The following is a 24794-nucleotide window of genomic DNA, read 5'->3' as shown; positions in this document are numbered from 1 at the left end:
TCCTCCGGCGCCCCGCGTGGGGCTGGGCTGCCCCCACCGGCCCCGCGGCGGGGGGGGGGCGCCCCCCCCCCCCCCCGCCCGGGGCGGCCCCCCCGCGCTCAGGGGTGTTGACGTTGGTCACGAGCCGCAGCAGCCGCCCGCCGGCGCCTCCTCGACGACCGCTGCGGCAGGAGCGCCGACACCGAGCTGCACGAGTGCGGGAGCCGGGGCACAGCACCCTCCGCCGTCGGCCTGGCCGGCTGCCTCGGGCTGGTCGAACAGCCCGGCGCCGCCGCACACCCCGGTCTCGGGCAGGGTCAGTTCGACGCGGTCGGCGGACTCGATGTCGCCTGCGATCGCCGCGGCCACCGAGCGGACCTGCTCGTAGCCGGTCATGGCCAGGAACGTCGGGGCGCGTCCGTAGGACTTCATGCCGACCAGGTACACGCCGGGTTCGGGGTGGGACAGCTCGCGGTGGCCGTGCGGGTAGACGGAGCCGCAGGAGTGCTGGTTGGGGTCGATCAGCGGAGCCAGCTCCACCGGTGCCTGGAGGCGCTCGTCGAGGCCCAGGCGCAGCTCGTCAAGGAAGGACAGGTCGGGGCGAAAGCCGGTCAGCACGATCAGCTCGTCGACCGCGTCCAGGCGGCGCCCGTCCTCGCCGACCAGGATCAGGCGGCCGTCACTTTCGCGCTCGATCGCCTCGGTGCGGAAGCCGGTGACCGCGTCCGCGTGGCCCGCGTCGACGGCGGCCTTCGCCGCCAGACCCAGGGCGCCGCGCGCCGGCAGCTGGTCGGCGTCTCCGCCGCCGAAGGTCGAGCCCGAGATGCTCCGGCGCAGGATCCACACGCCCTTCGTCCCTGCGCCGTCATCGGACTTGGCGAGGTCAGCGAGGTAGGCGAGAGCGGTGAAGGCGGAGGCGCCGGAGCCGATCACGGCAGTGCGCTTGCCGGCGTACCGGGCCCGAACGGCCGGGTCCTTCAGGTCCGGGACGCGGTAGGTGATCCGGTCGGCAGCGGCCTTCTCGCCGAGGGCGGCAAGTCCGCTGCCGCCGGCCGGGGACGGCGTGGCCCAGGTGCCGGAGGCGTCGATGACGGCGCGGGCGAAGACGCGCTCCTCACGGCCACCGGCGTCGGCGAAGTGCACGACGAACGGCTGCTGCTCGCGGTCGGCGTCCACGATGCGGTCGCGGCCGGTGCGCGAGACGCCGGTGACCCTCGCGCCGGTGCGGACGCGATCGCCGAGGACGTCGGCGAGCGGCTGCAGGTAGAGGTCGGCCCAGTCGCCGCCGGAGGGGTAGGTGGCCGGGTCGGGCCGTGTCCAGCCGGTGGGGGCCAGCAGCTTCTCGGCGGCCGGGTCGACGACCTCGCCCCAGGTGGAGAACAGGCGCACGTGCGACCACTCTCGTACCGCGGCGCCGGCAGTATCGCCGGCTTCCAGGACCAGGGGCTCGATGCCCTGGTCGAGGAGGTGGGCGGCGGCGGCCAGGCCGGCGGGTCCGGCCCCGATCACGACGACGGGCAGCTCGGTGGTGGCGGGCGCGTTCACGGCGACTCCTTGCGTGTTTCGACATCTGTCGATGGCTTGCGCGGCCCAGCATGGCACCTGTATTGATGAGCGTCAACATAGACATTCATCGAAGTCAGGGGATTCACTGATGGAGCACATCGACGTCGCCGTGATCGGCGGTGGCCAGTCCGGGCTCGCCGCCGCCCATACCTTGCTTCGCCACGGGCTGCGGCCGGTGGTGCTGGAGGCATCCGGCCGTACGGCCGGGTCGTGGCCGCGCTACTACGACAGCCTCACGCTGTTCTCGCCCGCCCGGCACAGCTCCCTGCCGGGAATGCCGTTCCCCGGGCCCGACCGTGACCGCTATCCGCACCGCGACGAGGTCGTCGCCTACCTCACCGCCTACGCCGACCGACTGGATGCCAAGATCCGTACCGGCCGCCGCGTCAGTGCGGTCCGCCGCGACGGCGGTGCCTTCGCCGTGGAACTGGAGGGCGGCGGCCTGCTGTCCGCGCGGGCCGTCGTGGCGGCTTCCGGGACGTTCGGCCGCCCGTACCGGCCGGCGCTGCCGGGCCTTGAGGGGTTCACCGGACAGGTGCTGCACGCCGCCGACTACCGCAGTCCGGCCCCGTTCACCGGCCGCCGGGTGGTCGTGGTCGGGGCCGGCAACTCCGCGGTGCAGATCGCCGCCGAGCTCGCCCAGACCGCACGCGTCACGCTCGCCACCCGCGGGCCGGTGAAGTTCACCGCGCAGCGGGTCCTCGGCCGCGACCTGCACTTCTGGCTGACCCGCACCGGCCTGGACACCGCACCCCTGGGCCGGCTCCTGCCGCACCCACCGGCGCAGCCGGTCCTCGACGACGGCCGCTACCGGGCCGCCCTGGCCGCCGGACAGCCCGACCGGCGACCGATGTTCACCGGCTGCGACGGCGCCAAAGTGGTCTGGTCAGACGGAGGGCGAGAGGAGGTAGACGTGGTCGTGCTAGCCACCGGCTACCGCCCTGACCTGCCCTACCTCGCCTCTCTCGACGGCGCCCTGAACGCCGGCGGGAACCCCCGGCATCGCGAGGGCCTTGCCACCGGATTGTCGAGGCTGGCGTTCGTTGGCCTGGAGTGGCAGCGCAGTCTGTCGTCGAACTCGCTGCGCGGCGTGGGCCGGGACGCCGGGCGAATCGTCCGACGGTTGGCCGCCGAGCTCAAGCCGTTGCCGGGCCCGCGCCGAAGTTGACGTTCGGGACACGGTATCGCGAGCCTTCGGGGTCCGTCGATCATGGAGTGGCCCGGCGCAGTCAGTCGTGGCGGGCGAGCTTGAGCGCGGAGATGAGCAGGATCACCGCCAGGGCGGGGATGAGGACCAGGTCCGGGAACACGCCCAAAAGCAGCCCGCCCAACACCGCGCCGGCGATGGAACCCGCGGCCATGACCACGGTGAAGCGGAGGTTGGCGCCCAGTACGGCGAAGCTGCCGTCCCGGCTGTAGCGGGCGAACGCGACCAGCATCGTCGGCAACGACACCAGCAGGGAAAGACTGCCGGCGGTTTTGATGTCCTGGCCGAACAGCAGCACGATCGTCGGGATCAGCAGCTCGCCCCCGGCCACGCCCATGATCGCCGCCACTACCCCGATGCCGAAGCCGGCCACGACCCCGCAAGGCACCTGCGCCCACAGCGGGAGCGCAAGCGTGTCCAGGGTGGTGGTGTGTGTGACCACCAAGGCGGCCGCCATCAGCACCATCAGGCCGGCCAGCACCTTGTAGAGGGTGGCGGTGCGCATGCGCACCGCCCAGGACGCGCCGGCCCACGCGCCGAGCAGACTCCCGGCCAGCAGGTTGACCGCGACCGGCCACCGTGCGGCCACCTCCGCGGCCGGGACCGCCGCCATCCGGGCGGGCAGTGCGACCAGGACGACGACCAGGCTCATCGCCTTGTTCAGGATGACGGCCGAGAGCGCTGCGAACCCGAACAGGCCGATCAGCAGCGGCAGACGGAACTCCGCCCCGCCCAGCCCGATCATTCCTCCGAGGACGCCGATGGCCGCTCCCGCACCGAACACCACGGGCGCGGGGCGCGTGGAACGAAGAGGAACGAGGTTCTGGTCAGCAGTCACGACGGGCATCCTCGCTGGTGGTCATCCCTGGCCGCTACGGCACCGTCCCACCTTCAGCGCAAGACACCGGGGATCGGCCAAGGGCTCGTCCAGAGCTCTAACCGTCGAGCTCAGCCCTGCGTGGGCCGGTGATCCCTTCGCCTGGCGAGCCCCGGGCGCACCTCGGAGCCGTCACTCTAGTTCGACATGTGTCAACATAGACGCATGTCGAATACGAAGGTGCTGCCGCTGCTCGAGCCCGCCGGCGGCCAGGGTGTGGCGCCGTGCTGCCCGCCGCTGACCGAGCGCCCGATGACCGCCGAGGAGGCCGAGACGGCCTCGCGGATGTTCAAGGCGCTGGGCGACCCGGTGCGGCTGCGGCTGTTCTCCGCCGTGGCCTCGCACGAGGGCGGGGAGGCATGCGTGTGCGACATCTCCGATGTCGGCGTCTCCCAGCCCACGGTGTCCCACCACCTGAAGAAGCTGAAGGAGGCCGGGCTGCTCACCTCCGAGCGGCGCGGTACCTGGGTGTACTACCGGGTCGAGCCGTCGGTGCTCGCCGCGATGGGCCAACTGCTGGCCATGCCGGCCGCGGCCTGACGACCGGACAGGACAGAGGGGGAAGCAGTGAGCGGGGCGCTGAGTACGGTGGTCACGCGGCTGACGGCGGAGCACGCCGAGCAGGTGCTGGCTATCTACCAGGCGGGCATCGACGAGGGCAACGCCACCTTCGAGACCAGCCCACCGACCTGAGAGGCGTTCGACGCCGCGAAGCTGCCGGAACACCGCTTCGCCGCTCTCGACGAGAACGGGGCGGTGCTGGGCTGGGTCGCTGCGAGCAGGGTCTCCGACCGAAGCGCGTACGCGGGCGTCGTCGAGCACTCCGTCTACGTCCACCCGTCGGCCCGCGGCCGCGGTATTGCCTCCGCCCTGCTCAAGGCTCTGGTCGACTCCACCGAGCAGGCCGGGATCTGGACCATCCAGTCCGGGATCTTCCCCGAGAACATCGCCAGCCTCGCCGTTCACCAGCGGGCCGGCTTCCGGGTCATCGGTACGCGGGAGCGGATCGGGCGCCATTGCGGCGTCTGGCGCGACGTCGTCCTCGTCGAGCGCCGCAGCCCCGCCATCACATAGGCCGGAAGTACCCCACTCACCCGAAGCCCACATAGACCACGGTTTCCTGAATTCAGGATCGGCTGTACTGTCGTGGGGTGCTGACTGTTGCCTCCGAAATTGACGTGCTGGCGCGCTTCGGGCGGGCCCTTGCTGATCCGATCCGCTGCCGCCTCCTCCTCGCCCTGCGCGAAGCCCCGGCCTACCCCTCCGACCTCGCCGAAGCGCTGGGAATCTCCCGCACCCGGCTGTCGAACCACCTCGCGTGCCTGCGGGACTGCGGGCTGGTCGTCACAGTGCCCGACGGCCGCCGCACCCGCTACGAGCTGGCCGACGAACGCCTCGGTCACGCGCTGGACGACCTGCGCAACGCCGTGGTGGCTGTCGAATCCGACCGCACGTGCGTCGACGCCGAGAACAAGGGGTGCTGCTGATGACCGCGATATCCCTCGGGCCTTCCCCGGCCCGCCGGGATGCGCTCACCCGCCGGATACGGGTGCTGGTTGCCGCGACCATCACCTACAACGTCATCGAGGCCGTCATCGCCCTGACCGCCGGCACCCTGGCCTCCTCGACTGCGCTGGTCGGCTTCGGCCTGGACTCGGTGATCGAGGTTTCCTCCGCGGCCGCGGTCGCCTGGCAGTTCTCCGCCTCCGAGCACCACGTACGCGAGGCACGGGAGAAGACCACGCTGCGGATCATCGCGGTGTCGTTCTTCGTGCTCGCCGCTTACGTCTCCCTCGACGCGATCCGGGCCCTGACCGGCACGGGCGAGGCCGAACGCTCCATCCCCGGCATCGTGCTGGCAGCCCTGTCGCTTGCGATCATGCCGTTCCTGTCTGCCGCCCAGCGCAAGGCCGGACACGAACTCGGCTCCGCCTCGGCGGTCGCCGACTCCAAGCAGACACTGCTGTGCACCTACCTGTCCGCTGTGCTTCTTCTCGGCCTGGTCCTCAATGCGACCCTCGGCTGGTCTTGGGCCGACACCATCGCCGCCCTGGTCATCGCCGCCATCGCGGTGAAGGAGGGCCGCGAGGCGTGGCAGGGCAAGGGCTGCTGCGCGGCTCCCGCCATGGCAGTACCCGCCGCGAGCAGCCAGGCGGATCCTTGCGGCTGCCGCCCCGGATGCGACTGCTGCAGCTGATCCGTTTACGAGCGTGAACCGGCCGCCGCGACCTTGCACGCAGCGGCCGGACGCGGACATCACATGGGTCGGCGAGCCCGCTCAGAGCAGTCCGTTGAGCTGGCGGACCGCGTCACGGGCCGGGCGGCCGACACCGATGAGAGTGGCTGACGCCGGGCCGGTCCAGTCGCCGTAGCCGAGCAGGTGCAGTCGCGGTTCGCCGAGGGCGCGCGTGCCGTCGGTGGGGATGTGTCCGCGCGCACTGCGCAGGTTCAGCGGGGCGAGGTGGGCGAGCGCCGGGCGGAAGCCGGTACACCAGATGACCGCGTCCGCAGCGGCATGGCTGCCATTGGCCCACCGGACGCCGTCGGTGGTGAGGCGGGCGAACATCGGCTTCGCGACGAGGAGTCCTGCGTCGCGGGCGGCGCGAACGGGCGGCACGGCGACGATGTCGCCGAGCGAGGCGACCCCGCCGGTGTCGCTGCGGCCCTCTTCGAGGGCGCGGCGGCGGGCGGTGGCCACGTCGAACAGGGCGCGGCCGTCGATGTCGTCGGCCAGGAACCGCGGCGGGCGCTGGGTCACCCACGTCACCTCGACCTGGCCGTCCAGGGCGAGGTCGGCGGCGATCTGGGCGCCGGAGTTCCCGCCGCCGACCACGACGACCCGCTGCCCGGTGAAGTCGGCCGGGGAGCGGTAGTTCACCGTGTGCAGCTGCCGACCGGCGAACGTGCTGCGGCCGGAAATGGCGGGGAGGAAGGGGCGTGACCAGGTGCCGGTGGCGCTGATGACCGCCCGGGTCCGCCACCTGCCGGTGTCCGCCTCGACCAGGACCCTCTCGCCGTCACGGCGTACGGCGTCCACGCGGGTGCCGTGCTGGACGGGCAGGTCATAACGCTTCTCGTAGTCGGCGAGGTAGTCCACCACGTGCCCGGCGTCCGGGTACGTCTCTCCGGGCTGGGCGGGCATGAGCCGCCCAGGCAGGGAGGAGTGCTCAGCCGGGGAGAACAGGTGCAGCGAGTCCCACATGTGCTGCCAGGACCCGCCCGGCGCCGGATCGGCGTCCAGGACGGTGAAGTCCAGGCCCTGGCGGCGCAGGTGGTAGCCGGCGGCGAGCCCAGCCTGGCCGCCGCCGACCACCACCACGTCGACCCGGTTCGTCACGGGGCCGTCGTCACCGCGTCGGCGGCGAACCTCTTGCGCCAGGCGAGCGCGACGTAGACCAGGCCGATCAGCACCGGTACTTCGATGAGCGGTCCGACGACGCCGGACAGCGCCTGGCCGGAGGTGACGCCGAAGGTGGCGATGGCGACCGCGATGGCCAGCTCGAAGTTGTTGCCCGCCGCGGTGAACGCCAGCGTCGTGGTGCGGTCGTAGGCCAAGCCGAGGCCCTTGCCGAGGAGGAAGGTCCCGAAGAACATGATCGCGAAGTAGACCAGCAGCGGCAGCGCGATCCGCACGACGTCCAACGGCTGCGACGTGATGGTCTTGCCCTGCAGGGCGAAGAGGATGACGATCGTGAACAGCAGCCCGTACAGAGCCCAGGGGCCGATCTTGGGCAGGAACTTCGCCTCGTAGTTGTCGCGGCCCATCTTCTGCTCGCCGATGCGGCGCGTGAGGAAGCCGGCCAGCAGCGGGATGCCGAGGAAGATGACGACGTTCAGCGCGATGTGCCAGACGGACACGTCCAGGCCCTGGCCGTCGCCGAGGTTCATCCAGCGCGGCAGCAGGTCAAGGTAGAACCAGCCCAGCAGGCCGAACGCGATGACCTGGAACACCGAGTTCAGGGCGACGAGCACGGCGGCGGCTTCCCGGTCGCCGCAGGCGAGGTCGTTCCAGATGATGACCATGGCGATGCAGCGGGCGAGGCCGACGATGATCAGGCCGGTCCGGTACTCGGGAAGGTCCGGCAGGAAGATCCACGCCAGCGCGAACATGACGGCGGGGCCGACGATCCAGTTGATGACCAGCGAGGAGACCAGCAGCTTGCGGTCGCTGGTCACGCGGTCGAGCCGGTCGTAGCGGACCTTGGCGAGGACCGGGTACATCATGACCAGCAGGCCGAGCGCGATCGGCAGGGAGATCCCGCCGATCTCGATCTTCGCGAGCGCGTCATTCATGCCCGGGATGAGCCGGCCCAGGCCCAGGCCGACGGCCATGGCGAGCAGGATCCACACCGCGAGGTAGCGGTCCAGGGTGGAGAGCTTCCTGACGATCGAGTCGTCCCCGGCCGGGCCGGCTCCCTGGGTGGGGGCGGTGGTGGGCTCGGTGGAGGTCACGGGCAGGCCCTCTTGTTCTCGGCAGCGGTAAGGGCGGACTCGGCCAGCGCGGCGAACTGCTCGGAGAGGCCGGCCAGGACCTCGGGGCGCAGCTTGTAGTAGATGAACCGGCCGCAGGGCTCGGTGTCCACCACGCCGGCCTCGCGCAGGACCTTCATGTGGTTGGAGAGGTTGGTCTGCTTGGCGCCGGTCTCCTCGACCAGGTGCGTGGTGCACAGGGTCTCGCGGGCGAGCAGGGTAACGATCTGGAGCCTGAGCGGGTCGGCCAGAACCCGGATCAGATCAGTGTCGACTGACGTCATCATGGGCTGATACTGTCACATCATTCGACACTGACACCAGTCCGAGCTGAACTGTAGGGCCCGTCGAAGGGGTTCCCATGTCCGCCTCACCACCACCCGCCTGGCCCGACGAGCGGCTTAGCACCGGGGCCGCCCGTCTCGCTGCCCGCTACCAAGGGCACTTCTCCGCGGAGACCGTGCAGCAGCTGCTGACCGACTCCTACCGCCTCCTCGCCGAGAACGCCCGGGTCCGTACGCACCTGGTGGTGCTGGCCGAGCGCCTGACCGCCGAGCGCCTCGACGCCCTCGCCCACACCCAGACGCCGAGCACCGGCGCAGCGGTACGGGTGCTGTTCGTGTGCGGGCACAACGCCGGCCGCTCGCAGCTGGCCGCCGCCCTGCTGGCGCACCGGGCGGGCGAGCGCGTGGTCGTCTCCTCCGCCGGAACCGATCCGGCCGCCGAAGTCGAGCCGCACGTCGCGCAGGTCCTGCTGGAATCGGGCCTGTCCGTCACGGACGCCTACCCCAAGCCGCTGACCGGCGAGGTCGTCGAGGCCGCCGACTTCGTCATCACGATGGGCTGCGGGGACGCGTGCCCCGTGGTCCCGGGCCGGCACTACCTGGACTGGTCCGTCGCCGACCCCGACGGCGCGCCGATCGGCGTCGTCCGGACGATCCGGGACGACATCGACGCCCGCATCACCGACCTGCTGTCCGCCCTCCCGGGCGCCTGAACCTCGCACCGCACACCTGCTCGCACCACCTGCTGATCCACCTCATCAAGGGAAGAACGATGTCCGACAAGCCTTCCGTCCTGTTCGTCTGCGTTCACAACGCCGGCCGCTCGCAGATGGCCGCCGCCTGGCTGACCCACCTGGCCGGAGACCGCGTCGAGGTCCGCTCCGCAGGCTCCAACCCGGGCGACGCCGTGAACCCGGCCGCCGTGGCGGCCATGGCCGAGGTCGGCATCGACATCTCCGCCGAGACGCCGAAGATCCTCACCGTCGACGCGGTGAAGGAGTCGGACGTCTGCATCACCATGGGCTGCGGTGACACCTGCCCGGTCTTCCCGGGCAAGCGCTACCTGGACTGGGACCTCGAAGACCCGGCCGGCCAGGGCGTCGAAGCCGTGCGACCGATCCGCGACGAGATCAAGGTGCTGGTCGAGGGCCTGATCAAGGAGATCGCCCCGGAGAGCGCGGCGTGAGCGAGATACGCGACGTCGTCATCATCGGCTCCGGCCCGGCCGGATACACCGCCGCCCTCTACACCGCCCGCGCCCAGTTGAAGCCGCTGCTGTTCGGCAGCAGCATTTTCGTGGGCGGCTCGCTGACGACCACGACCGAGGTGGAGAACTTCCCCGGCTTCCCCGAAGGGATCGACGGGCCCGTCCTCATGGAGAACATGCGGGCCCAGGCGATGCGCTTCGGCGCCGAGATGATCGACGACGACATCACCGCCGTCGACTTCACCGGCGACATCAAGCTGCTGACCGACTCCGCCGGCACCGTGCACCGCGCGAAGACGGTGATCATCGCGACCGGATCCGGATACCGCAAGCTCGGCCTGCCCAAGGAAGACGAGCTGTCCGGGCGCGGGGTGTCCTGGTGCGCGACCTGCGACGGGTTCTTCTTCAAAGGGCGGGACATCGTCGTGGTCGGCGGCGGCGACACCGCCATGGAGGAAGCCACCTTCCTCACCCGCTTCGCCAAGTCGGTCACCGTCGTCCACCGCCGCTCGGCCCTGCGCGCGTCGAAGGTCATGCAGGACCGGGCCTTCTTCGACGACAAGATCTCCTTCGCCTTCGACAGCGAGATCGCCGAGATCAAGGACAAGGACGGCATGCTGGCCGGCGTCGTCCTGCGCGACGTGTTCACCCGCGCCACCCGGGACCTGGATGTGACCGGGCTGTTCATCGCGATCGGCCACGACCCGCGCACCGAACTCTTCACCGGCCAGCTCGATCTCGACGGCGAGGGCTACATCAAGGTCGCCGCCCCCTCGACGCGTACCAGCCTGCCTGGGGTGTTCGCTGCCGGCGACGTCGTCGACCACACCTACCGGCAGGCCATCACCGCCGCGGGCACGGGCGCGGCTGCGGCCCTGGACGCCGAGCGCTACCTCTCCGCCCGCAACGCGGACGAGGCCGCGCCGGCAACCGCTGCCGTACCGGCCTGAGCATTACCCAACACGTGTAGGCCGCCCGGAAGTTCCGGGCGGCCACACCGTTGCAGCTCCCGTCCGGTCGTCGAGTCGGTACGTTGGCTGCCATGAAGCCGTTCACCTTCCAGCACGGCCAGAACCTGTGGGGCAATGGACTCTCGCTGCTCCACGCCTACGTGACCGTGGATCTTGGGCGCCATCCGGAACTCACCGAACTCATCCACGGCGTCCGTACCGCCACCAAGGACGACCCGCTCACCCACATCCGCGACGAGTGGTTCCACATCACCCTCTACCAGCTGTCCCAGAAGCCCGCCTCAGAGATCCTGGACGCTGAACGGCACTCCCTCGTAGCCGAGTTGACCAGGCAGATGCAGGCCATCGCCCCCTTCACCATCACGGTCGGCAGTCCGCTCGCGTACGGCACGGGGCTCATTTTTGATCTTGGACCGGACGAACCACTGAACGAACTACGGGCAGCCGCCACCCGCGCGTTCGAGGTCGTCCGAGGGCCCGACGCCACCACGTACGACACCGGGATCCTGCACCTCACCGAGTCCTACGCCACCTCCGAGGTCGCCCTGGAGCACTACCACCAGATCCACCGCCGCGTCCGCCGCGTCCGCCCCAGCCACGCCCCCCTCCATATCGACTCCATCGAGCTGGTCGACGTCTCCGCCAGCGCCTCCGAGAAGACCATCACCTGGAAGCCCGTCGCCCCGCCGATCCCGCTCGGCACCGGCCGCTGACATCGCCAGGACGGCTGTGAGGCTGGACACAAAGACGACTTCGCGAGGCACTCGAATGCGACACCAAACATCCTCCGTGGGTACGACACGCACTGCTCGACCGTCGCTCCCGAAAGCGACACGACCTGCGGGGGACACGGCATGTGCCGCGACTTCGACCGGAGTGATCGCCGACGTCCATCCCGACGAGCCCCTCAACGACCTCCACACCACCGTCCGCGCCGCGATCCAGACGGTGCGCGGGCCCAACGCGACGGGCTACCCCACCAAGGTCCCGCACCTCACGCTCGGATACGCGGCCGAGGAATGCGACTCCGACCAGGTCCAGAGGAAACTCCGCAACGGAGTACGCCCGGGACACGCCCCGATGCGGGTGGACGCCGTTCACCTCATGGACGTCACCGCGGACGCACAGGCAAAGACGATCACGTGGGACCACGTCGCGACGATCCCGCTCGGTACGGGCAGCTGAGACCGCCGCTCAGTCCGCCGGGCGTGAGCGAACCGGCCGGGCGGCGACGTCAGCCGCGTAGGCCGCCCAGTCCCCGCCGCTGGCCTGCTGCCACTGAACGGCAACCTGGCGGTGGATACCCAGCATGCGCGCCAGGATCGCCGCCGGAACCTGAGCGGCAAGCGTGAACAGAGCGGTGGCGCGGTCCTGGCGCGGATTGACGCCCAATGCCCGCAGCCGGAGCACCAGCTGGTCGCTGCTGAGCGGCTTCCCGGGAACCCGCCCGGGGAAGAGCCAGGTCCCGGGCTCATCCACGAGCGTGTGGCCGCGCCGGCTTGCGATCAGCTCTTCCATCAGGGCATCGAGCGGCGCGGGCAGCACGATCGGGCGGTCCCCGAGCAGGATCTTCGGCTTGTCGCCGTCGCGCTGAATGTGGTCAACGATGAGGTGGCGAATGGCGTTGACGTGCTGGGCGTAGAGCAGCAGGAGCAGGCCCGCGACCCGGTCAGCGGTCGGCGCGGCGTCATCGTGCAGGAGCCGACGTGCGACCTCCCACCGCCGGTCCTCATCGTGCGGGCCGCTCGGGCCCGCCCACCGGGTGGCGGGAGCGGTGAGATTGTGGGCGTGGCGGTGAGCAACGGCCCAGCGCACGAAGTGCGCCGTCCGCGAGGGATAGGTAGCGCGGTGGGCCATGAAGTCGTCCACTTCACTTTGGGTGCAGCGCTCAGCAGCGTGCCGCGTCCCGCCAGGTCGTCGAGGAACTGGACGGCGGCATTGATGTGCGTGCGGACGTTCTGGTCCTGGTCGACCGTGAGCTGTTGTCCGCGTACCCGCTGCCGCAGTCGGCGCAGGTGGTGCCATATGGCGTATCCGTGCAGGATCCGCCGCTCTTCGAGGTCTTCGCGCCCGGCCAGCTTCGCGAAGTCCCCGTCGAACTCGCCGTCCTCGTCGAAGCGGTCGGCGAGGTTGATACGAAGCCCACCGAGGCGGCTGGCGAGGGAGTCGAGTTGGTAGTCCGGAGCAAGGCCGAGAAGGTCCTGGTGCAGGCGCCCCAGCAGGGAGCGCCAGCCGGTTCCCACGTCGGGCAGCAACGCTGGGATCTACCGCTCTGCTTCAGTGCTGTGGCTTCGTCCGCGTGCTCATGGTGCCCACCATGCTGCACGCCACTGACAGCGCCTTCGCCGTGAGCTGCGCCTGCCGACGGCGGGCTCCTGGGGGAATCTGCGGGATCTTGGCCCCGGGAGTGGTCCTACTCGCTAGCGTGGACGGGTTGCTGGAGGGAGGCCAGGTTGATGACGACGCTGGTCGTGGGGTTTCGGCTGGGCAATGACACGACCAGTCGGCAAGTGACGGCGCTGGTGACCGAGTCAGGTGTTCTGCATCGTGCCCAAGGTATCTACGGGAAGCTCCCCCGGGTGTCCCGGCCGGAACCTTCCCACGCCCTGACCACCCCGAATCCTGCCTTCCAGGGCGAGCACCCCTTGGCCCGCCCCATTGCCAGTCTGCGAGAACACCACGCTCGATACAGGGACAAGGGCTACACCCGCGCACTCATCCCGCCGGCTTCCGTGCGCCTCGACATCGAGGAACACCCCCTGCTTCCCGCAGTGCCCCACCATGAGCTCCTGCAGGCTTTCGTCGGGGCGGCCCCGAACACGCCGCAGCCTCTCGACGCCGCTATCAAGGCATTCCGTGCGACCCTCGGGCTACCCACCCGCCCCGCGAACGTCTCCTGGGCTCCCCGGGAGCAGCCCCTGCCGCCACGCGTCGATGCCATGCTCCGCACCCTTTCCCACGGAGCGGCCATCACCTCCCCGCAACGTCTGCCGGTCGGCTGGACCGTCACGGGCGATGGAGTGAAGCTGCACGTCGGCAAGACGGGCGAGACCATCGACCGGCAAGCGGTGATCGAGCTTCAGGCGGCACTCAGCGCGTGGCTCCGCTTCACAGGGAAGCCCGACGGCACTACCGACTGAGCGGAAGCCCCTACGCGGGCAGAGAGCTCTTCCGGCCGTGTGGAGGGCTTCCGAATCTGGAGATCACGACCGTGCGGGCGGTTCAGCCTGTCCATAGACGCGGAGGCGTTCCAGCAGCTCAGGCACTTTGTCGCCCTGGCGTCGGTAGAACGGCCGTTCCGGAGACCCCGACATCGTGTCGTCGACCATCATGGTGGCGAGGAACGCTGAGACCCGCGCCGGCGGAGGCAGCAGCCCTGCGCCCCATCCACTGCCGGCCATCACCAGGTCGAGGGTCGGGCACGAACTGCGTGTGGACGCGCCAGCCCGACACCGAGTTCCACCACACGCCGAGTTCTTCCAGGTCCGGGCCGTAGTGGCGGGTGGTGAACTCGAAGGGGATGTCGATCGAGCCGTCCGCCTCGCCGTCGATGTCGTCGGGTGAGGGATCCGGCGGGATGCTCGAGCCGGCGGCAGGTACCCCGTCCGCGGCCAACTGGGCCACCACAGCAGCGAGATACGGCTCAGCAGCAGCCGCCACGATCTCGTGGATGGCCGCCTCACTGTTCGCCACGGGACGGCTCCAGGTACCGGCTCGCCTCGATCAGGAAGAGGTGCCCCTTGTCGCCGTACAGGGCGGCCAGCAGCAATGCGACGGCCGCCGCGTCACTGGGCTTACGCTCCAGGCCCGAGACGCTGTCCGGGAGGAAGAGCCATTCCTGAAGGTCCTGGGTGGCCTGCCCCCAGGGACTGGAGTCCCGGTCGTGGAAGGCGACCGTGCCCAGGGCCGCCAACACCTGCTCATGCCCGACATCGACTATCTCCGGCATGAGCGGGGCAGTGATCCGGACCGACCACTTCTCGGGATCACCCAGGTCCGGACCCTTCCCGGTCTTCTTTCGCTGCTCCTTCCATTCTTCGAGGCGGTCGTAGCTGGCGAACTCCTCGCCGTCGTCGAGGAACGGCATCAAGGGCAGGGCCTGCTCGGCCAGCTTGCTGGTGACGGCTGCATCTACGAACACGTACGTCTCCCTCCCGGCCGTCCCTCGCGGTGCGGCCCGTCAACTGTGATCTTCCAGTAACGCGCTGCCCGCGGGGCAGGCAGGAACCAGCGACCGCACACCCTCCGAGTCCGATGACTCCCAACAACAGGGTCTGCACGCGGCCGACGGTATCGCTGCCTGGCCGTGTGCGTCATGAACGCTCCCCCTTCGTTCCGCCCAGGGTCGCGGGGGCGCGCTGGAAAGAGCGAGCGGCACGGGTCCCCCGCCCGCCCCTGCGCCCGCCATGGAGCAGGCGGGTGCCGGCCGCCCGCAGGACCACGCCTTGGTCGTCTGAGCCACCGCCCACGACGTGGAAGGGTTGGCCGCGTCACCTACAACGGTGACGCGGAGGTCAGCCGCGCCATGGTGGGATGACGCCCTCGGTTTCCCTTCCGAGCAGCGGCGCCAGGTGCTCGGCCATCACGAGCAAGGTCCGGTCCGAATAGACCGGACCTATGAGCTGCGCACCGATCGGGAGGCCGTCGGTGCCGTGCGCAATGGGCATGACGAGGCTGGGCAGGCCGATGTGGCTGGTGAGGTTGGCCCAGCCGGTCTGGTCGAAGAAGCTCCGTTCGGCGCCGTCGATCGTGAGGGATCGGCTCCGGGCCGGGATCGCGGCGGTAGGCGCTGCGGGCGTTATGAGGACGTCGTACTGGCCGTCGGCGAAGAACCGGTGCCACGTCTGCTGGAGCCGGAGGCGCTCCTCGTTGGCGCGGAGCCAGGTGCGGTGTGTCTGCGTGCGGTGGCGGAGAATGGCGGCGCGTGGGCTCGCGTCGCCGGTGTGCAGGTCACGGACGGCGGCGAGTTCGGCCGCGCCAGCGGCGTCGTCGGTGGTGGCCGTCGTGGTGGCGTGGAGGAGTTGCTCGAAGAGGCGGAGGGAGTCGGCGAAGCTGACCGGCCCCGTGGTGCGGTGGACACTGGCGCCGACGGAGGCCAGTGTCCGTCCGAGGACGGCGAGGGCGTCGGCGGTGTTGCGGTCGATGGGGCAGCTCGCGTCGTCGGCCCACACCGCCACGCGGAGTCGGCCGATCGGGCGCTGCGCCGTGGGCAGCGTGACGCTCCAGGGGGTGTTCTCGTCGGGTGACGGTGTCGTCAGTGCGGCGAGGAGCAGGTCGAGGTCGTGGGGGTGGCGGGCCAGGGGGCCGGGGGTGACCATGTCGCTGCTGGTGATCCATCCCGGCGGGCGGGGGATGTGGCCGCGGGCTGGGATGAGTCCGTGGGTGGGGCGCAGGCCGTAGACGCCGCAGTAGTGGGCGGGGAGCCGCAGGGAGCCGGCGAGGTCGCTGCCGAGGTCGGCGGGGGTCAGGTGTGCGGCGACTGCTGCGGCGGGGCCGCCGGAGGAGCCGCCGGTGGTGTGTTTGGGGTCGTGTGGGTTGAGCGTGGGGCCGAACAGGGCATTGTCGGTGTGCAGGTCCTGACAGTACGCCGGGGTGTTGGTCTTGCCCATGATGACGGCACCTTGGTGGCGGAGCCGGGCGACAGCGTCGGCGTCGCGTGCCGGGACGTGGTCGGCGAGATCTTCGGCGCCGCTGGTGGTGCGCAGGCCGGCCGTCTCGAAGCTGTCCTTGATCGTGAGGGGAAGGCCGTCGAGGACGCCAGTGCTCTCGTTGCGAGCGCGGCGTTCGTCGGCTGCGTGCGCGGCGGCTCGGGCCGCGCCGTCGTCTCGGGTGACGACGGCGTTGATCTGGCTGGCGTCTATCTGGGCGAGGTGTAGGTCGAGCAGTTCGCGGCTGGAGATCTCGCCGCGGTGCAGGGCCTGGAGTTGGACGTTGGCGGGCTGGTGGGTGAGGTCGTTCGTCATGCGGAGACTCGCTCAGGGTGGGGGCCTCGTGCGGGCTGGCGGGGCAGGTGGCGCGCGACGTCGAGGAGAGCGTCGATGTCGTCCGGGGGCCCGGCAGTCTGGCGTTCGGAGTCCGCGAATTCGGTGAGCTGGTCGGTTGCCGGGCGGGTGCCGGCGGCCCGGGCGGCGATCCCGGCGAGGATCTGGTCAGCCGTGACGGCAGCGGAAAGCTCCTGTCCGTGAAGCCCTCGGACCCGATGACGGGCTTCGCTGGTTTCGCGGACGGAGGCGTCGAGGTATTGGCGGATCACGAACCGGCCGTCCCGGATCTCGACGGCTCGGCGGTAGAGCCGGATCGAGATGCGGCGGAAGTGACGCCTCTGGGCCGGGTCGACCCGATCGATAGGCAGCTCGATCTCAGGCGCTTCGCTGTAGAACGCCAGCCACAGCGGGCGCAAGCCGTTGTACCTGCGGTATTGCTCGATCCGGTACTGGACGGTCTGGGCTTGGTCCCTGATGGTGGGCACGAGCCAGCCGATGAGCGTGAGCATGGCGCCGACATCGCCGCAGGTCCAGGCGAAGCTCTCCCACTTGGCGAGGGAGGTGTTGAAGGCGCCGGCGATCACGTTGCCGATGCGGACAGCGCTGTATCCGAGGGTGACGGTTGCGCCGAGGGCGACGATACGCAGGCCGACGCGGACGGAACCGCGAGTGCTGCGGCGGGCCAGCTGCCAGCAGGCGCGGGCGAGGAAGAGTTCGCCGATGGTGTAGGCCGTGACGTACAGGGTGAGGTACGCGGCATACCAGTCGTCGTGCGCGTAGTAGAGCGTGAAGTCGATCGGATGCGACGCGCTGGGCGTCAGCAGGGCGAACAGCACCAGCAGCCCCGCGATCACCGTGAAGCCGGCCCCGAGCCAGCGGCGACTGCGTCGGCGGGCGACCTCGGGCGGGGAGGCCCAGTACGTGAGAACCACCTGCTGGCAGGCCAGGAGCGCGACGACGCAGCCCTGCGCGAGGGGCACGGAGATGTTGACGGTGCCGAGCACGCGGTCGAGATAGTTCCACATCGGCGTGATGGAGAACAGGAACGACAGCCCTGACAGCAGGAAGACGGCGGCCAGCGCGGTCGAGGCGGGGTCGCGGCGCCGGGTCGGCACGTCCCGCAGGAGGCAGAGGAAGCCGAGCGCGGCGACGACGAGGCTGATCGGATGGAGCAGGTCCTTCACGACAGAGCCTCCCGTCGACGCAGAAGGGTGTGCGTGACCCGGTCCTGGACGTCGTCGCCGGAGGACTCGTCGCCGCGCAGCCACCGGTCGATGATCCGGCGCTGGAGCAGCGAAGCAAGGAGTTCGGTGTCCCGCTCCTCGTCATCGTGGTACTTGGTACGTCCCAGCATCATCTGAACGGTGGCCGCGTCCACGCTGGTGATGAAGGCCGGAGCCAGCGCGGACACCGGACGGTGCTCGTGATGACCAAGCAGGAGGTGGCTGAACTCGTGGGCGATGATGTGGTCCTGGTGCAGGGAGCTGGTCCGGGGGTCGTAGAAGACATGAACAGCACTCTCCGTGACGGCACATGCCCCGCACACCGAGGGCGCCTGCTCCCGGGGCTCTAGGACCACCTTCCGTCCCGTGCGGCGTGAGACCTCGTCGCTGAGGTCGCGGATATTGGTGACGTGCGGGAGTTGCAGCTCGGCCAAGAGGTCAGGCCGGCGCAACCTACGTGCGGACCACATTGCTTTTCCTTGATCACTTACTGAACAGAGCCGTTTTATGCGCCAGTTGAGGGCGGCAACCCCTCGGATTTTCGTACGCTCTCGACGATCCCCAGGACGGCATCCTTGCCGTCCGCCGAGACGTCGGATAGGCGAAGAAGAACGTTTTTGATCTTTGCGTCGCGAAGCAGTGCGAGCAACTCAAGCTCCTGCACTGTCTTTTCGGCGACGGCGTCATCGAACCAATAGGCGGGATCCACACCAAAAAACCCTGCGAGCGCTTCGAGATGACGCTTCGTCGGGTTATCGCGCTGCCCGGTCCGCAAGAGCCACAGGTACTGCGCCGACAGCTTTCCCAGCCCACGCTTCTCCATGAGTTCCGCCACCTCAGCGTTGCTGAAGGGGCCGCGGTCGGCTGGGTGCACCGTGTCGAACAGGCGGTTAAGGCGGTCCATGAGCCCCTTGGGGTTCACCTGACCCTGGGTCGAATCTTTCATGATCCTTTCCTGGGTGAGCTTCGTCGTCACTTCGACCACCCTACCTCGCCATAAACACCAGTTGACGGCGCGATCCCGTGTATGGAAAGTTCTTCCTCACCAGCACGTTTCCGTGTGGCACGCACTGCCTGTTTCAGGTCGGACTGTCCGTTTCTACCGGCAGGAGTATGCCGGGTGACGTGGCGCATGCCACATTCTCCCAGCGACATACGTCACGTCTGGCAGGCCATATTGATCTTCGACCGGAAAGCGCGGGGGCGACCGTGGAAACACCTCAGCCACATCGTTTTTCCGCCGTGGAAAATATCCGACACCCGCTTCAATTCGGACACAATGGCACGCTCTCGGCGTTTCAGGGTAGCCGCAGCAACGGTGCCCCTCGACGCCAGGGGCGGCCAGTGCCGAGTCCCACGCGCGGCTTCGGTGACGGATGGCATGGTGACTCTCTGCAACCAGTACAGGGGGTGAGCCAGTACGGAGTTATGAACCGAGCCTGGATCTTGACGCGGGTTCGTGCGTATGTCCGGGCGGCCACCAGTGCGCCTCACCCGACCTCCGGCCGCCGAAGTGACCCATCCCGGCGAACCAGACAAAGATCACCGTTGGGGCCCCGGCGAGGCTTGGCTTAAATGCTATGACCAGCCAGTTCAACAACCGTGGTCACATGAGACACGAGGGGCCGCCGTGAAGATCATCTCCGAATCCGTCGGGGCGATCATGGTGCTACCCGTGTCCCGGCCTGCCGCCCTCACCCGCAGGCGCAGGTGCCGACGCCCTCCTGCACGACTTGTAGAGAGTCCTTTAGCAAGGTCTGGATCTTGCGCCACAGCCTGCATATGTTCGTCGTCCCCCGCCGGGCACCCCGCCCAGCGGCAGACGGCATAAGGAGCCATACGCGGAACACGCGATCCAGCAGGGCTGTATAGCCCCGAAAACAGCGACGGCGCCCATGGAGCCACTAACTCCCGGACGCCGACCGCCTGATGGCACTCCCGCCCCGGCAAGGGCGGAGATCACCCACCTTTACCGCACCGGACCTTTCCTACGGGCACCCCGGCGCGGCTTTCACTACGGAGGAGAGTCTTACATGCCGCCTGCCCTGCGCAAAGGGCCGGTGCTCCCGGCTTGCGCGGCAGCTGCCCCCGCTCACCTGTCTCCCGGGTCGTCGGCACCCTCGCTCACGCGCCTCGTGAAGGCGGTGTCCCGATGAGCGGGCAGGCACGCAAGTGGGTGTGGGAGAGCAGCGCCAGCCGTGGCACGGCCCGCCTGGTCCTGCTGTCGATCGCCGACCGGATCCCCGACGCGCAGTGCGTCGCCTACGCGTCCGTCACCGAGCTGATGGAGCGGACCAACGCCAGCCGCAACGCCGTGCGCACCTCGCTGGCCCTGCTGGCGGACGCTGGCGAACTGGAGATCCTCAACGACTACGAGGGCCCTCAGCACAGCACGGTCTACCGCATGCCGCGCCCGGCCGCCTGGCTCGCAAAGGTCGCGGCGGCCCAGAAGGCCGACCCCGACCTGCGCGTCGAGGACGTCGAACCCCTGACGGACACCGACCCCGCCCCCTCCCTGAAGGACCTGGACGAGGAGCGGCTGCGCAAGCACCGCATCTGGCGCACCGCAGGGTCAGAATCGGACCCCCGTCGTCAGAATCTGGCCGGGTCAAAATCTGCACCCCCTCGTCAGAATCTGACCCCTCCCCGGGTCAGAAACCGACCCCCCTCCGGGTCAGAATCTGACCCCCAGAACTGTAGTGAACCGAAGGTGAACCGTAGGTACAGCAGCAGTAGTGCTGCCGACCTCACCTCGGCCACCGACTGGCAGGTCGACGACGCGAGCCTGTCCTGGGCCCAGCAGCAGGGACACCTGGAACGCCTCGGCGAGCAGGGCCTGCAGGCCGCCGACGCGAAGTGGCGCCATTACCGCGCCGCCTGGAGCCCTCGCTCCGCCGCTGCCTGGGCTGCCGACTGGCGGTCCTGGATCGACCGCGAGCACACCCCCACACCACAGCGCCCGAACCTCTACGCCCTGCCCGGCGGCAGCCCCGCCCCACAGGCCGGCATGACCCGCTCCGAAGCGCACATGGCCGCCCTGCTCGCCGCCGTCGACGAACCGACTGGAACGGAGTAACTACCTTGGACCGCCGCGAAGTTGCTGCCGTACTCACCTACGTCGGGCGCCTGGACCCGCGCACCATCCGCACCGACGCGGGCGAAGCCCGCGAGCAGCTCGCCATGTGGCACGAGCTGCTCGGCGACGTGCCCATGACCACCGGCCAGGGCTGGGATGTGCTCGACGTGGTGCGCAAGCGCGTCGTCGCCTCCCCGTACCCGATCCTGCCCGCCGACGTGGCCCGCGAGTGGAACGCCCACTACCGCGACCGCCTGGGCCGGCACACCGATCCGACACCGAGGGCCGACCCCGACGACCCGCAAGCCTGGCGGGCGGAGCTTGTCGCGACCCGCGACGCCGTCGTGACCGGGCGGATCGCGCCGTCGCCGCACCGCGGGGTGACGACCGGGGAACCCCACCCCGGTCTGAAGAAAATGCTCAAAGCCGTCGGCACCTACGTCCCGGACGCCCTACGAGCCGAACTCGCGCCCTTCCGACCGGCCCGCGCCGCCCGCGAGGCCGCCATCGCCGCCGGAGGCCCCGACATCTTCAGCGTCCCGTGCGAGAGGTGCCGTGCCCCGAAGGGCGAGCCCTGCCGCGAACGCAGCGGTGGAGGTGTCCGCAACCGGAACACCAAACCGCGCGTCGAGCCGCATCCGGTCCGCGTCGAGGGCGCCCTGGCCGCTCAGGCACAAGCCATACCCGCCTGAACCCGCCCTCTCCTCTCCACCGAAACGTTCCGCCTTGCGTACGGCCCGCCAGCCGTACCCCGAGCCCGCCTCGCAGCGCCCGCCGCACCCCGCCTCCATCGGTGCCGAGCGACCCGCGCCGGCCGAGGCGCCCTCCGGAGACTGCCTTGCGTCACATCACCACCAACGACACCCCGCCCCCAACCATCCGGGGCATCGCCGACCACAGCTGGCAGGCCCGCGGCCTGTGCCGAGGCATGCCCGCCAAGGAAATCGACGAACTGTTCTTCCACGCGGCCCGCGCCCGCGCGGCCATCGACGTAGCCAAGTCGATCTGCGGCCGGTGCCCGGTGAAGAAGGCGTGCTTCGACTACGCCCTCGACAACGAGATCCGCCAAGGCATGTGGGGCGGGCTCACCGAAGCCGAGCGCCGACCGTGGCACGCCAAGGTCAACAAGCGCCTGGACTACAGCCGGGTGAAGGCGGCCTTCGAGGGGCGCGACGTCCACCTCAGCGACGCCGAACGCGAGGCCGTCACCCGCCACGCCTACGTCCGCGGCTGGAGCCCCGAGCGCCTCGCGTACGCCCTGCGCCTCGACCTCGACTGGGCGCGCGACCTGATGCGCAACGCCGCCCACGCCGTCTCGGACCGCGACCGCTACTGGGACCGGCTCGACGAGAGCGAGCCGGCCGACGAGGAGACCACTGAGGACGAGGACGCCGCCTCGCCGGTGGAGGTGCCCCGCCAGGTGCAGACCGGCTCCCTGATCGCCGCCCTCCGAAAGGCCGCATGACAAACCCCATCGCCATGTCCCTGCCCTACGGCATCGAGCCCGTCTACGTGGTCGCGGCCGTCGGGCTGCTCGCCCTCGCGCTTGCCGGCTGGTCGATCCGGCGTAACCGGAACCGGGCGGACGGCAAGCGCGTCGGCACCCCTGCGGTCTGGGTCTCGGCCCTCGCCGCCCTCAACTGCACCATCTACTCCGGCGACACCAGCTGGCGGTTCGCCGCCGACTACCTCGACATGGCCGGCACGGTGGAGCGGGCCATGATGTTCAGCGCGGGTGAGGCGGCGCTGTTCGCGACGGCGCTGATGGCGCGGCAGAACCTGAAGACGCTGGGAGCGCCCGGCCTGCCCGGCGCCCTGGTCTGGGTGATCACCGGGGTGCAGGTCATCCCGGCGTACGCCGAGTCGGGCACGGTGGGCGGCACCGTGCGGGCCTTCGTCGGCCCGGTCATGGCCGCCGTACTCTGGCACCTGGCCATGGGCATCGAGCTGCGGCTGCACAAGCCGGACGCCACCTCGCAGGGGCTCCTGGCCACGCTCGGACGCGAAGCTCGAGAGCGACTCCTTTCCCGGCTGGGCATTGCCACTCGCAACCGCGATGCCGCGCAGATCACGAAGGACCGCGCGACGCGGCGGGCAGTGGCACTGGCCGCCCAGCTGGCCGCGATGTCGCCAGCGGATCGCGAGAAGGACACCAGGATCGCCCGTCGGCTCCAGTCGGCTCTCGCCCGAGCCGGGGTCGGCAACGATCCTCAGCAGCGTCAGGCTCTCCTGGAGCAGCTGGCCGCCCGTCGGCACGCGGTAGCCCTCGCCACCGTCGATCTGCCCTCGCCCTGGGAGCAGGACGTGCACGGCCAGGACGACGCTCGCGAGGAGCGGTCCCCGTCCCCGTCCCCGGTGACCCTGCCGCCGGACGAAAAGAAGGTCGATCGGCGGCTGGGCACGGTCCCCAACGACGGTCCCCAAACCGCCGGGGACGGGGACCGTGCGGAATCGGGGACGGGGACGGAGAGCGAGGGGGACCGTCCCCACACCGTCCCCGGCAGCAACGGGGACGGCGAACACCCCGACACCGAAACGGGGACGGAACCCGAAGGGGACCGTCCCCACACCGTCCCCAACGACAACGGGGACCGCGTCCATATGCCCGGCTCGAGCCTCCTGAGCAAGGGCGCAGCGGCGCCGATCGGGGACCGAGACGACGTGCCCGTCAGGGCCGAAGAGGCTGACGCCGACGTGGATGGCAGTGCCGTAGACGCCCACGAAGGTGCTGCTCAGGGCGGTACGGGACCGTCCCCGGCAGCCGTCCCCTACGGCGACGAGGGCCGGGAGCACCCGGACACCGAAACGGGGACGGAACCCGAAGGGGACCGTCCCCACACCGTCCCCAACGACAACGGGGACCGCGAACACCCGGACACCGAAACGGGGACGGAACCCGAAGGGGACCGTCCCCACACCGTCCCCAACGACAACGGGGACCGCGAACACCCCGACACCGAAACGGGGACGGAGACCGAAGGGGACCCTCCCCACACCGTCCCCGGACGTCGGAAGTCGAAGCCAAAGACGAAGGCGCAGCGGAGTCGGCCGGGGGGCGGGAAGTCCAAGCGCCCTCGGCGGAACCAGCTAAGCGTCGAGGAGCGGGTCGCGATCGTCCGGCCCCGCGTCCCCGAAAAGCTGGAGCGCGACGGCAACGCCTCCATCACCCGTCCCCAGCTGCGCGAGATCTATCGCGACCTGGGACTTCCGGGCGGCCGGAACGAGAGCCTGACGCCCGTCCTGGAACGACTGCGCGCCGAAGCAAGGAGCACCCAATGAAGACCTGCCACAGGTTCGCCACCATCAAGGCGGGCTTCGAGCGGGACGCCAGCTTCCTGAGCGCCCACGCCGAGCGCCACCAGGGATCCGCGCCGGCCAAGACCAGCGCGAAGAACGCCGTCACGGTGAAGCGCAACATGGCGCTGGCCCTCAACACGCACCTCGACCGCTGTCGCGAGTGCGGCTGACACCTGCAAAGCAGCAGGTCACACACCTGAATCCGCATTCCGCATGATGGCCCGGCCTCGGTCGGGCCACCGCTCCTGCCACGAAAGGATCGCCATTCCTGCCCGCCAGCCAAGCACCCACATCCCGTCGACCGCCGAGGCCGGCGCCTGGGCCGACGTGCTCGTGCGCCACCAACTGCTGCACGCAGCCGTCCTGGCCCCCACCGGCCAGTGGCTCGTCCAGCACCACCCCGACGCGCCCGTCCGCGTCCCCGACGGCACGACCGCCATGGTCGACCTGGCCGCCGAGATCCAGCACGGCATCCGCACCACGAGGAACCACACCCGATGACGAACCCGACAACAAGCCCGGCTCCCTCGCCCGATGAGCGGGAAGCCAACTCGACCTCAGCGCAAGCAAGTTGTAGGTTCGGACACTCCCCCGCGGGGGGGGTGTGCGGACCAGTACCCCCCCCCGGGGGGGGGGGGGGCGGCGCCCGCCCC

General features: G+C 70.0%; 28 protein-coding genes and 1 pseudogene. 17 read left to right on the top strand and 12 right to left on the bottom strand.

The window, feature by feature from the left end; all coding sequences use genetic code 11:
• Positions 1 to 117 precede the first annotated feature (117 nt).
• Entirely contained in the window at positions 118 to 1524 is a 1407-nt protein-coding gene (locus tag ACFWR9_RS13805) for an NAD(P)-binding domain-containing protein (protein ID WP_383840459.1), read from the bottom strand.
• Between the two features lie 109 nt (positions 1525 to 1633).
• On the opposite strand from ACFWR9_RS13805, the gene ACFWR9_RS13800 reads away from it, so the two are divergent.
• Complete coding sequence (locus ACFWR9_RS13800; protein WP_383840456.1) at positions 1634 to 2713, top strand: flavin-containing monooxygenase; 1080 nt, start codon at positions 1634 to 1636, stop codon at positions 2711 to 2713.
• A 61-nt stretch (positions 2714 to 2774) separates the two neighbouring features.
• Here the strand turns inward: ACFWR9_RS13800 and ACFWR9_RS13795 are convergent, their stop codons facing one another.
• The gene (locus ACFWR9_RS13795) at positions 2775 to 3590 is read right to left on the bottom strand and encodes a sulfite exporter TauE/SafE family protein (protein WP_383840453.1); all 816 of its coding nucleotides are present in this window, start codon (positions 3588 to 3590) and stop codon (positions 2775 to 2777) included.
• Positions 3591 to 3794: 204 nt separating this feature from the next.
• On the opposite strand from ACFWR9_RS13795, the gene ACFWR9_RS13790 reads away from it, so the two are divergent.
• The 4 genes and pseudogenes from ACFWR9_RS13790 (at position 3795) to ACFWR9_RS13775 (ending at position 5826) form a co-directional block, all read left to right on the top strand.
• Positions 3795 to 4169, top strand: a complete 375-nt coding sequence (locus ACFWR9_RS13790; protein WP_383840450.1) for an ArsR/SmtB family transcription factor — start codon at positions 3795 to 3797, stop codon at positions 4167 to 4169.
• A 27-nt stretch (positions 4170 to 4196) separates the two neighbouring features.
• Positions 4197 to 4703: pseudogene (locus ACFWR9_RS13785) on the top strand (GNAT family N-acetyltransferase).
• A gap of 77 nt (positions 4704 to 4780) precedes the next feature.
• A complete protein-coding gene (locus ACFWR9_RS13780; RefSeq protein WP_383840446.1) occupies positions 4781 to 5116 on the top strand; it encodes an ArsR/SmtB family transcription factor in 336 nt (111 codons plus the stop codon).
• Positions 5116 to 5826, top strand: coding sequence for a cation transporter (locus ACFWR9_RS13775; protein ID WP_383840443.1), 711 nt, complete (start codon positions 5116 to 5118; stop codon positions 5824 to 5826). Before ACFWR9_RS13780 ends, ACFWR9_RS13775 begins: the two co-directional genes overlap by 1 nt.
• A gap of 81 nt (positions 5827 to 5907) precedes the next feature.
• Here the strand turns inward: ACFWR9_RS13775 and ACFWR9_RS13770 are convergent, their stop codons facing one another.
• The 3 genes from ACFWR9_RS13770 to ACFWR9_RS13760 are packed head-to-tail and all read right to left on the bottom strand — an operon-like array spanning position 5908 to position 8386.
• Positions 5908 to 6966, bottom strand: coding sequence for an ArsO family NAD(P)H-dependent flavin-containing monooxygenase (locus ACFWR9_RS13770; RefSeq protein ID WP_383840440.1), 1059 nt, complete (start codon positions 6964 to 6966; stop codon positions 5908 to 5910).
• Complete coding sequence (gene arsB / locus ACFWR9_RS13765; RefSeq protein WP_383840437.1) at positions 6963 to 8081, bottom strand: ACR3 family arsenite efflux transporter; 1119 nt, start codon at positions 8079 to 8081, stop codon at positions 6963 to 6965. The genes ACFWR9_RS13770 and arsB overlap by 4 nt, the downstream gene beginning before the upstream one ends.
• Positions 8078 to 8386, bottom strand: a complete 309-nt coding sequence (locus tag ACFWR9_RS13760; RefSeq protein WP_383840434.1) for an ArsR/SmtB family transcription factor — start codon at positions 8384 to 8386, stop codon at positions 8078 to 8080. The genes arsB and ACFWR9_RS13760 overlap by 4 nt, the downstream gene beginning before the upstream one ends.
• A 74-nt stretch (positions 8387 to 8460) precedes the next feature.
• Here ACFWR9_RS13760 and ACFWR9_RS13755 point away from each other — a divergent pair, with 74 nt between their 5' ends.
• The 5 genes from ACFWR9_RS13755 (at position 8461) to ACFWR9_RS13735 (ending at position 11746) form a co-directional block, all read left to right on the top strand.
• Positions 8461 to 9096: a three-helix bundle dimerization domain-containing protein gene (locus ACFWR9_RS13755; RefSeq protein ID WP_383840431.1), complete on the top strand. Its 636-nt coding sequence runs from the start codon at positions 8461 to 8463 to the stop codon at positions 9094 to 9096.
• Between the two features lie 59 nt (positions 9097 to 9155).
• Entirely contained in the window at positions 9156 to 9569 is a 414-nt protein-coding gene (locus tag ACFWR9_RS13750) for an arsenate reductase ArsC (protein WP_383840428.1), read from the top strand.
• The gene (gene trxB, locus ACFWR9_RS13745; protein ID WP_383840425.1) at positions 9566 to 10540 is read left to right on the top strand and encodes a thioredoxin-disulfide reductase; all 975 of its coding nucleotides are present in this window, start codon (positions 9566 to 9568) and stop codon (positions 10538 to 10540) included. Before ACFWR9_RS13750 ends, trxB begins: the two co-directional genes overlap by 4 nt.
• 92 nt (positions 10541 to 10632) lie before the next feature.
• Positions 10633 to 11274, top strand: coding sequence for a 2'-5' RNA ligase family protein (locus tag ACFWR9_RS13740; protein ID WP_383840422.1), 642 nt, complete (start codon positions 10633 to 10635; stop codon positions 11272 to 11274).
• 163 nt (positions 11275 to 11437) lie between these two features.
• Positions 11438 to 11746, top strand: a complete 309-nt coding sequence (locus ACFWR9_RS13735) for a 2'-5' RNA ligase family protein (protein ID WP_383840419.1) — start codon at positions 11438 to 11440, stop codon at positions 11744 to 11746.
• 9 nt (positions 11747 to 11755) lie between these two features.
• Here ACFWR9_RS13735 and ACFWR9_RS13730 read toward each other — a convergent pair whose 3' ends face one another.
• A complete protein-coding gene (locus tag ACFWR9_RS13730; protein WP_383840416.1) occupies positions 11756 to 12430 on the bottom strand; it encodes a hypothetical protein in 675 nt (224 codons plus the stop codon).
• Positions 12431 to 13017: 587 nt separating this feature from the next.
• On the opposite strand from ACFWR9_RS13730, the gene ACFWR9_RS13725 reads away from it, so the two are divergent.
• Positions 13018 to 13701, top strand: coding sequence for a hypothetical protein (locus tag ACFWR9_RS13725; RefSeq protein WP_383840413.1), 684 nt, complete (start codon positions 13018 to 13020; stop codon positions 13699 to 13701).
• A gap of 118 nt (positions 13702 to 13819) precedes the next feature.
• Here the strand turns inward: ACFWR9_RS13725 and ACFWR9_RS13720 are convergent, their stop codons facing one another.
• The 6 genes from ACFWR9_RS13720 to ACFWR9_RS13695 all read right to left on the bottom strand — a co-directional run bounded on the left by ACFWR9_RS13720 (position 13820) and on the right by ACFWR9_RS13695 (position 18744).
• Complete coding sequence (locus tag ACFWR9_RS13720) at positions 13820 to 14254, bottom strand: hypothetical protein (protein ID WP_383840410.1); 435 nt, start codon at positions 14252 to 14254, stop codon at positions 13820 to 13822.
• Complete coding sequence (locus ACFWR9_RS13715) at positions 14241 to 14702, bottom strand: hypothetical protein (protein WP_383840407.1); 462 nt, start codon at positions 14700 to 14702, stop codon at positions 14241 to 14243. The genes ACFWR9_RS13720 and ACFWR9_RS13715 overlap by 14 nt, the downstream gene beginning before the upstream one ends.
• Before the next feature lie 373 nt (positions 14703 to 15075).
• Positions 15076 to 16524: an amidase family protein gene (locus tag ACFWR9_RS13710; protein WP_383840404.1), complete on the bottom strand. Its 1449-nt coding sequence runs from the start codon at positions 16522 to 16524 to the stop codon at positions 15076 to 15078.
• Positions 16521 to 17729 (bottom strand): MAB_1171c family putative transporter, encoded by a 1209-nt coding sequence (locus ACFWR9_RS13705; protein ID WP_383840401.1) that lies wholly within the window; start codon positions 17727 to 17729, stop codon positions 16521 to 16523. The genes ACFWR9_RS13710 and ACFWR9_RS13705 overlap by 4 nt, the downstream gene beginning before the upstream one ends.
• Complete coding sequence (locus ACFWR9_RS13700) at positions 17726 to 18202, bottom strand: hypothetical protein (RefSeq protein ID WP_383840398.1); 477 nt, start codon at positions 18200 to 18202, stop codon at positions 17726 to 17728. The genes ACFWR9_RS13705 and ACFWR9_RS13700 overlap by 4 nt, the downstream gene beginning before the upstream one ends.
• Before the next feature lie 71 nt (positions 18203 to 18273).
• Entirely contained in the window at positions 18274 to 18744 is a 471-nt protein-coding gene (locus tag ACFWR9_RS13695) for an XRE family transcriptional regulator (protein ID WP_383840396.1), read from the bottom strand.
• 1176 nt (positions 18745 to 19920) lie between these two features.
• Between ACFWR9_RS13695 and ACFWR9_RS13690 the strand changes: the two genes are divergently transcribed.
• The 6 genes from ACFWR9_RS13690 (at position 19921) to ACFWR9_RS13665 (ending at position 24642) form a co-directional block, all read left to right on the top strand.
• The gene (locus ACFWR9_RS13690; RefSeq protein WP_383840393.1) at positions 19921 to 20844 is read left to right on the top strand and encodes a helix-turn-helix domain-containing protein; all 924 of its coding nucleotides are present in this window, start codon (positions 19921 to 19923) and stop codon (positions 20842 to 20844) included.
• 5 nt (positions 20845 to 20849) lie between these two features.
• Complete coding sequence (locus ACFWR9_RS13685) at positions 20850 to 21536, top strand: hypothetical protein (RefSeq protein WP_383840390.1); 687 nt, start codon at positions 20850 to 20852, stop codon at positions 21534 to 21536.
• Positions 21537 to 21682: 146 nt separating this feature from the next.
• Positions 21683 to 22309 (top strand): WhiB family transcriptional regulator, encoded by a 627-nt coding sequence (locus ACFWR9_RS13680; protein WP_383840387.1) that lies wholly within the window; start codon positions 21683 to 21685, stop codon positions 22307 to 22309.
• Entirely contained in the window at positions 22306 to 24123 is a 1818-nt protein-coding gene (locus ACFWR9_RS13675; protein ID WP_383840384.1) for a hypothetical protein, read from the top strand. The genes ACFWR9_RS13680 and ACFWR9_RS13675 overlap by 4 nt, the downstream gene beginning before the upstream one ends.
• Complete coding sequence (locus tag ACFWR9_RS13670) at positions 24120 to 24311, top strand: hypothetical protein (RefSeq protein WP_383840381.1); 192 nt, start codon at positions 24120 to 24122, stop codon at positions 24309 to 24311. The genes ACFWR9_RS13675 and ACFWR9_RS13670 overlap by 4 nt, the downstream gene beginning before the upstream one ends.
• 43 nt (positions 24312 to 24354) lie before the next feature.
• Positions 24355 to 24642 carry a hypothetical protein gene (locus ACFWR9_RS13665; RefSeq protein WP_383840378.1) on the top strand — a complete coding sequence of 96 codons (288 nt, stop codon included), beginning with the start codon at positions 24355 to 24357 and terminating at the stop codon, positions 24640 to 24642.
• The last annotated feature ends 152 nt before the right edge of the window (positions 24643 to 24794 follow it).

Origin of the sequence: Streptomyces sp. NPDC058534, assembly GCF_042717365.1 — a bacterium.
Lineage (GTDB): Bacteria > Actinomycetota > Actinomycetes > Streptomycetales > Streptomycetaceae > Streptomyces.
Note: the sequence above shows the minus strand (reverse complement) of the source record. Positions and strands in the feature narration are given on the sequence as shown.

Coding starts and splice junctions, on each gene's coding strand:
- ACFWR9_RS13800 (WP_383840456.1), top strand. CDS start 1,634: ATGGAGCACATCGACGTCGCCGTGATCGGCGGTGGCCAGTCCGGGCTC.
- ACFWR9_RS13790 (WP_383840450.1), top strand. CDS start 3,795: ATGTCGAATACGAAGGTGCTGCCGCTGCTCGAGCCCGCCGGCGGCCAG.
- ACFWR9_RS13775 (WP_383840443.1), top strand. CDS start 5,116: ATGACCGCGATATCCCTCGGGCCTTCCCCGGCCCGCCGGGATGCGCTC.
- ACFWR9_RS13760 (WP_383840434.1), bottom strand. CDS start 8,386: ATGATGACGTCAGTCGACACTGATCTGATCCGGGTTCTGGCCGACCCG.
- ACFWR9_RS13755 (WP_383840431.1), top strand. CDS start 8,461: ATGTCCGCCTCACCACCACCCGCCTGGCCCGACGAGCGGCTTAGCACC.
- ACFWR9_RS13750 (WP_383840428.1), top strand. CDS start 9,156: ATGTCCGACAAGCCTTCCGTCCTGTTCGTCTGCGTTCACAACGCCGGC.
- ACFWR9_RS13740 (WP_383840422.1), top strand. CDS start 10,633: ATGAAGCCGTTCACCTTCCAGCACGGCCAGAACCTGTGGGGCAATGGA.
- ACFWR9_RS13725 (WP_383840413.1), top strand. CDS start 13,018: ATGACGACGCTGGTCGTGGGGTTTCGGCTGGGCAATGACACGACCAGT.
- ACFWR9_RS13710 (WP_383840404.1), bottom strand. CDS start 16,524: ATGACGAACGACCTCACCCACCAGCCCGCCAACGTCCAACTCCAGGCC.
- ACFWR9_RS13690 (WP_383840393.1), top strand. CDS start 19,921: ATGAGCGGGCAGGCACGCAAGTGGGTGTGGGAGAGCAGCGCCAGCCGT.
- ACFWR9_RS13675 (WP_383840384.1), top strand. CDS start 22,306: ATGACAAACCCCATCGCCATGTCCCTGCCCTACGGCATCGAGCCCGTC.
- ACFWR9_RS13670 (WP_383840381.1), top strand. CDS start 24,120: ATGAAGACCTGCCACAGGTTCGCCACCATCAAGGCGGGCTTCGAGCGG.
- ACFWR9_RS13665 (WP_383840378.1), top strand. CDS start 24,355: ATGATGGCCCGGCCTCGGTCGGGCCACCGCTCCTGCCACGAAAGGATC.